The following is a 5,238-nucleotide window of genomic DNA, read 5'->3' as shown; positions in this document are numbered from 1 at the left end:
TGATTTGCAAGTTGGCCCATACACTGGGTGACCTGCCCAGAAACGCGGCCTCGCCATTTTTGACCTGTGCCAAGATTTCGGACACAGAGGTTAGAGAATTTATGCCGCCTTCTGCATAGCGGACTGCATTGAGGCCGTACGCTTGAAGAAAAATTCGACTAGGGACAGTCTCCCTATGGTTTAAGTCACGTCCGTGCTAGTTTCGCAATATTCGGCGTACGCAAGAATTTGGACTTCATCACTATTGATTTCGACGTACGCAAGAATTAGACTATCATCTGAAGAATTTCGGTGTACGTAAGAATGCCACAGGCTCAGATAGGCTTACCATGAATACGGTCTACTCCATTCAAGACATAGGCACTACCGTTCGGACTGAACGGAAAGCTCAGAGCTACACCCAGACAGATTTCGCCGCGCTGTGCGGAGTAAGCCTTTCTTTCATATCAAACTTGGAAAACGGCAAGGAAACGACCGAGGCGGGGAAGATGCTTCATGTGGTCAATATGCTAGGAATAGATTTACAACTATCGAAGCGCGGTGAATAGACATGAGTCTAGAAGTATACCGAGATATACAGGGCCGGCTGGTAAAAGTCGGCGTAATCGATGATACTGACAGCGCAAATAGAGAGCCGACATTTCGCTATGATGTTTCGTTTCTGTCATCGCCTGATGTAACGGCGCTTTCGTTTTCGCTTCCTTTGCGCTCTCTGGCCTTCAGTGAAGAAGAATTCAAGCCGTACTTCAAGGGCCTGTTGCCTGAGGGTGCTGCGCTCGGCAACCTTGCTATGACTTTGGGCATTTCCGACGACGATTACCTAGAGCTGTTGGCACGATGCGGCCTTGACTGCATTGGTGATGTGGTAATCAATGTTCAGACGTATCAAGAAAAACGTGCGTACCGAAAATTTAGCGAAGACGAAATGGGTGCATTGGCGGGACATCCGCTTGCACGAGACCGACTGACGGAAGGGTCGCGCTTGTCGCTTGCGGGTACGCAGAATAAATGCGGCTTGTATTGCGCTCAGTCGGTTGGGGGCGCTAGAGAATGGTACCAACCGCTCGGCGGCGCTCCCTCGAACTGCATCGTGAAGTTCGCTCATGCGGAGCTATCTGACCTGATGCTGGTTGAACAGCTTTGTCTTGCATGCGCCCGTGCGTGCGGTATCGATGTGCCGCCATCTTGCCTGATCGACTTAGGAGCTCCGGCAATTTGTATCGAACGCTACGACCGCATAATGCCAACCGAAGAGCAACTGGATGGGCTGATTGTTCCCGCACGCCAGCATCAAGAGGACTTCACCCAGGTGTTTGGCATCATGCCTAGTGCTAAATACAAAGAACTTGAACCTGATACCGTATCGGCTCTTTCACTGTTTTTGCGGAAGTACTCGGCGCGTCCAGCACGCGATATCGAATCGCTTGCGCGTATAACGCTTTTCAACTACCTCATAGGCAACTGCGACAATCACCTTAAGAATCTGTCGGTTCTGTATTCGCCCGATAACAAGGCGGTTTCCTTGGCTCCCGCATACGATGTGGTAAGCACGACGTTCTATACTCGCTTTAGCCGCAAAATGGGAATGAAGCTGGGGCATTCGTCCGTCATTGATGAAGTTTGTACAGACGATATTAGGCTGCATGCAAAACGCTTGGGCATAGGGCAAAAGGCGCTGAAATCCATCAGCTGCGATTTGTTGGATAACGCTGTTAAAGGTCTTAGCGATGAGGCGTCGAACTTGAATAAACAGGGCTTCGAGGTAGCTCCCCATATTGCCGACGATATCGAAGAGGGCATGACATCCCGCTTGGCGGTGCTGGCTTCGTTATAGAGCCAAGCAAGCTGTCGTCCCAAGTTGCAGACGGTAAGTTGCGCTTACCGCGTTAGTGCAAGGACATTCTCGTGAAATTCCTTCGATCGGCGAAAAAAGGTTGCGCGGCCAACTCCAAGTTCCCTCGCCGCCTGCTCAGCATTGATAGTTGCGGCATCATAGCGTTCCATTACGTCAGCAAACACGATCTCGTCAAGGCGCCTTCTCTGGCGACCCTGGTATTTTCCTTCGGCAGATGCCCTTTCGATACCGGCTTGTCTTTGCTTATCGATGAAGGACTTTTCTTTCGCATATAAAGCATGCAAGATCGCAAAGTATTCAGCGCGATTGGAGTCGTCGATCGAAAATCCTTCGCCCTGGATCACTCTCCATTGCTCGCCCTGTATGTTTGACGAGGGCTTTGGGGGGCGTTCGGTATCGATAGGAGCAGCGCACCATTCTCAACCAAAGGTTCCACATAACGCTTTGTGGCGTAAGAAACCGAGCTTAGGCCCAAGAACTCGGCAATCTCTTTTCGGGTTCGGGGTATGCTGCAAAATTGGATGATTGCATTCTCCCGATCAGCTTGAGTGGGCGCGCCGTGTGCCGCACGAAGCGTGATTGATGTCTCAGCTATTACCGTAGGGATTTTTTTCCTGAAGACAACCTCAAAGTTGCCGTGTTGTTCTTTAAACTCTGCCTCGGGCAAGCCAGCTTCGTGCAAGACCCGTTGTATGGTTGGGATTCCCGAGTATCTATTTTCGGTCAGTCCAAGCGTCTCCATTGTCACGGCAATCACGGGGTTGCGTGTGTCGGGTTGGACTTTCCCTAGCTGATCAACCGAAAGTCTGCCATAAAGGCCACCCGGGTTGCGTATTTCTAAGCGGTCTTGAAAGAACCTGATTTGGATTGGCATACCTTGGGTGTGTATGCTGTAGTCCCGGTGAATGAGCGCATTGAGTATCGCTTCTCGGACGGCCTCGATAGGATAGTCGGGAGAGTCTGATCGTATGCCGGTGTCTTGATCGATGGTCGTCTTGAGTTTCATGTTCGAGCGAGCGAACCTAAGGGCTTCTTCAAGCATCGCAGGAAGGGGGCCTTCAATGCGTTTGTTGTCTATGAACCGAGCGCCCTCTTCGTCGACCTCTCCCATTTCGGTGCCGGGAATGGATGTGGCTATAATGCTCAGCTGGGGAAAATAAGCTTGCGGGTAAGGGGAGAAGAGCATGATGGAGGCCAGGGTCGGCGAACCGTTTTTCGTGATGCACATCAACTCAAAAATTTTGTTGTTGGGCAGTTTCGCGAGATTGGGTTTCGAGCTTTTCGATTTGAGCAGATATATTTCAAGTTCGGTTTCATCCAAATCGCCAAACGTCGCCCGCTCGACTGATCGCAGCTCGTCTTCGTATTTTTTACGGTAGGCCTCATAGCTGTAGATTTCGTATTCTGTCATACGTTCGTCAGAATCTCCCATTCTGACGAACGAACCTTTGCTTCGTCCGGTGCCTGCATAAAAGCATGGTCTCTCAGCAATGTCGATGCCGGGTATTTCGGCCGACACGATTTGCCTGTCTTCGATGGTACATGTGGTTAGCACGGGACGAACGAGGGGCGTCATTTGCTTGCATTGGTCTACGATGCATTTCTGAAGATCATGGGCGTCGTACACTCCTTCGATGGCGAACCCGCTTTCTTCGGAAATGCCGAAAACGACAATTCCTCCATCGTCTTGGTTCGAGAAGCTCGAGAGCGTGTCGTAGAGCCGTTTAGGACAGCCGCACTGTGCGCCCTTGACCTCGATCGTTTGGGTTTCGGTTTTGCTCTGATTGATCTGGAAAGCTAAATCTTCCAATTCGAAAGGTTGCATATTGTTGCCTATCGTCAAAAAATTGAAATATGAAACTAAAATTTGTGTTTCTATAGTACAACTTTTAAAATATTCGAACAACTACTAAAATATGAAGTATTAAATTTGAAAAATTGAAGATTTTAATGAAAATCTAAACGCTCTTATTTGATAAAAATCACCCTTTGCAGTTAGTTGTTAAAACTTACCGAATCGCGCGCCCGTCGTGTTCTCGACAAATCAGGACGGCTGATAGAATAAGCGGCGACCGAATAGGCTCACCCACAAGATCGGTCGAGCGGGCGGCGGTGCTCTTGAGACGTGGTGGTCCTCAAGGCGCAGGCAAACGAAATTCTTGGCTCGATCGGGCTGAGCTACAACAACTCGTCGTCATGGCGACCCACCAACTGGTCAATCAGCGGCGTATTCCCTTTGAAGTCGTACCCGCGAGGGAGACCCCGAACGAGGAGACACGTCGTGCCCTCGTCGCCGCCGAAGCAAAAGAGCTCGGCTTGATTCCCGACGATTCGGCCTACTTCAACGATATTGACGAGCTCATGGCCTTCCTCGACGAGTAGATTTCAAAATTGTTTTGTACAGATTGGGAGCAGAATTCTTCAATAGTTTGTACAGCACCTTGGCAGCACTCTTGTCTTTAGGAAACAGCTTTGAAGCGCTGGTCGATTCCAACTAACATTGCCTTTGCCAACGGATCAACCTGCAAAAACCCCTGCTGCCTGATGCAGTCCGCCTCAGAAGCAACCGCGGCAGCAAGCGCATCATGCAACTCAACCAAAGCATTCGACGCCATCTTTGGCGGCAATCCGCACATCTTCGCAGATTGCTCAATCGCGAAACGACTAACCTGATCGATGCGTCTGTTTCCGCCGAAGGAGATGCCCATTTCAAGATAGACGCTGGGGTATTCGACCGTACTCACAACATCGTATATCGGGGCAACCTCCCGCGTTGACCAGGACGCATCGTAGAGCAAGGCATAATTCTTCAAGTGGTTGTCACAGTTACCCATAAGATAGTCGAAAAGCGTGTACTCGAAAACAAGATTGGCCTCGCCAAAACCATTGGCACAAGCCGCACCCGCTACCGAAGCAATTAGCGAAAGGTAGTTTCCGTCTGTTGGCTCGTACTTCAACGCGACACCTGCCGCCTGACTGAAATCTTCTTGGTGAAGGCGGCAAGGCGAGGCCATACCGCTCACTTCGCGACTAGCATTAGAAAAACCACGATCGTAGCGACGCACAGCAAGCAACGGCTCGCCAGCATTCACGGGGAGCAACGAGCACTCAGCAGCCGGAAGGCCCACTCTTCCCGCAACGCCAAGGCAAAGGGCTTCGTTGATCGTCTCCAAGGGAAACTGCTCCGAGTTTGCCGCCTTGACGATATGCGTAGACGCTGCGCCGTTCAGCGGGTAGAACCAAGCACCGTTCTCTTCGCTTTTGTACAAGCCGACCTTCGCCATCGCGCCCGAAAGAGAAAGTCTCGTTTTCCCCATTGTGGCAATCGCGGTTTCGAAGGGTTTTACGGCCATCTCATCGAAAAACCCACTCTCGACCGCCTC

The 5,238-nt window shown here is 50.7% G+C and carries 6 protein-coding genes; 3 read left to right on the top strand and 3 right to left on the bottom strand.

The window, feature by feature from the left end:
* Positions 1-329: 329 nt before the first annotated feature.
* Positions 330-548 carry a helix-turn-helix domain-containing protein gene (locus RR842_RS11705; RefSeq protein WP_332565578.1) on the top strand — a complete coding sequence of 73 codons (219 nt, stop codon included), beginning with the start codon at positions 330-332 and terminating at the stop codon, positions 546-548.
* Between the two features lie 2 nt (positions 549-550).
* The gene (locus tag RR842_RS11700) at positions 551-1,834 is read left to right on the top strand and encodes a HipA domain-containing protein (RefSeq protein WP_332729833.1); all 1,284 of its coding nucleotides are present in this window, start codon (positions 551-553) and stop codon (positions 1,832-1,834) included.
* Positions 1,835-1,878: 44 nt separating this feature from the next.
* On the opposite strand, the gene RR842_RS11695 is transcribed toward RR842_RS11700, so the two are convergent.
* Both RR842_RS11695 and RR842_RS11690 read right to left on the bottom strand, forming a co-directional pair.
* On the bottom strand, positions 1,879-2,199 hold the full coding sequence (locus RR842_RS11695) for a hypothetical protein (protein WP_332729831.1): 321 nt from the start codon (positions 2,197-2,199) through the stop codon (positions 1,879-1,881).
* The gene (locus tag RR842_RS11690; RefSeq protein WP_332729829.1) at positions 2,196-3,680 is read right to left on the bottom strand and encodes an ATP-binding protein; all 1,485 of its coding nucleotides are present in this window, start codon (positions 3,678-3,680) and stop codon (positions 2,196-2,198) included. Before RR842_RS11690 ends, RR842_RS11695 begins: the two co-directional genes overlap by 4 nt.
* A gap of 371 nt (positions 3,681-4,051) precedes the next feature.
* Between RR842_RS11690 and RR842_RS11685 the strand changes: the two genes are divergently transcribed.
* The gene (locus RR842_RS11685) at positions 4,052-4,237 is read left to right on the top strand and encodes a hypothetical protein (protein WP_332729828.1); all 186 of its coding nucleotides are present in this window, start codon (positions 4,052-4,054) and stop codon (positions 4,235-4,237) included.
* 77 nt (positions 4,238-4,314) lie between these two features.
* Here RR842_RS11685 and RR842_RS11680 read toward each other — a convergent pair.
* On the bottom strand, positions 4,315-5,238 hold a 924-nt coding region (locus RR842_RS11680), incomplete at its 5' end, for a HipA domain-containing protein (RefSeq protein ID WP_332729827.1).

The organism is Gordonibacter sp., assembly GCF_036667095.1.
In the GTDB taxonomy this organism is placed as follows: Bacteria; Actinomycetota; Coriobacteriia; order Coriobacteriales; family Eggerthellaceae; genus Gordonibacter.
The sequence above is the reverse complement of the archived record's forward strand: the minus strand, read 5'-3'. Positions and strand labels throughout refer to the sequence as shown.